Source organism: Enterobacter cloacae complex sp. SHL022 (assembly GCF_049237785.1).
GTDB lineage: Bacteria > Pseudomonadota > Gammaproteobacteria > Enterobacterales > Enterobacteriaceae > Enterobacter > Enterobacter hormaechei_C.
Map to the genome: position 1 here is coordinate 1 of NZ_JBMKJH010000027.1, position 638 is coordinate 638.

Below are 638 nucleotides of genomic sequence, written 5' to 3' on the forward strand. Positions count from 1 at the left end.
GGAGTAATTAACATGGCAATTCCAGTCTATCTGTGGCTGAAGGACGACGGCGGCGCGGACATCAAAGGGTCTGTGGACGTTCAGGATCGTGAAGGCAGTATCGAGGTGGTGGCCCAGGAGCATAACCTGTACATCCCGACCGATAACAATACCGGCAAGCTGACCGGCACCCGTATCCACACGCCTTTCCTGTTCACCAAGGAAATCGACTCCTCCAGCCCGTACCTGTACAAGGCGGTGACGACCGGCCAGACCCTGAAATCGGCCGAGTTCAAATGGTACAGAATCAATGACGCAGGCCAGGAAGTGGAGTACTTCAACACGAAGCTTGAGAACGTGAAGCTGGTGAAAGTGAATCCGAAGATGCATGACATCAAGGATCCTGCTTTCGAGAAGCACAACCACCTCGAGCAGATTGAACTGCGTTACGAAAAAATCACCTGGACCTACAAGGACGGCAACATCATTCATTCCGATTCCTGGAACGAACGCGCCACTGCGTAAGTCGCATGCGGACAGGGCCCTGTCCGCAATTTTTTGCACAGCGTCTGTATGCACGGACGCTGTGCAAAGAAAAACACAATCTGCCTGCCCGACCTGATGCGCTTTGGGTTCCTGAATAACAGGGAACAGCGACG

The 638-nt window shown here is 53.3% G+C and carries 1 protein-coding gene; it reads left to right on the plus strand.

Going from position 1 to position 638, the window contains the following annotated elements; translation table 11 throughout:
- Nucleotides 1-12: 12 nt before the first annotated feature.
- A complete protein-coding gene (gene hcp / locus ACOTZD_RS22850; protein WP_009653685.1) occupies nucleotides 13-504 on the plus strand; it encodes a type VI secretion system effector Hcp in 492 nt (163 codons plus the stop codon).
- Nucleotides 505-638 lie beyond the last annotated feature (134 nt).

What these genes read in the sequence shown, in the direction of transcription:
- hcp (WP_009653685.1), top strand. Translation starts at nt 13, where the DNA reads ATGGCAATTCCAGTCTATCTGTGGCTGAAGGACGACGGCGGCGCGGAC.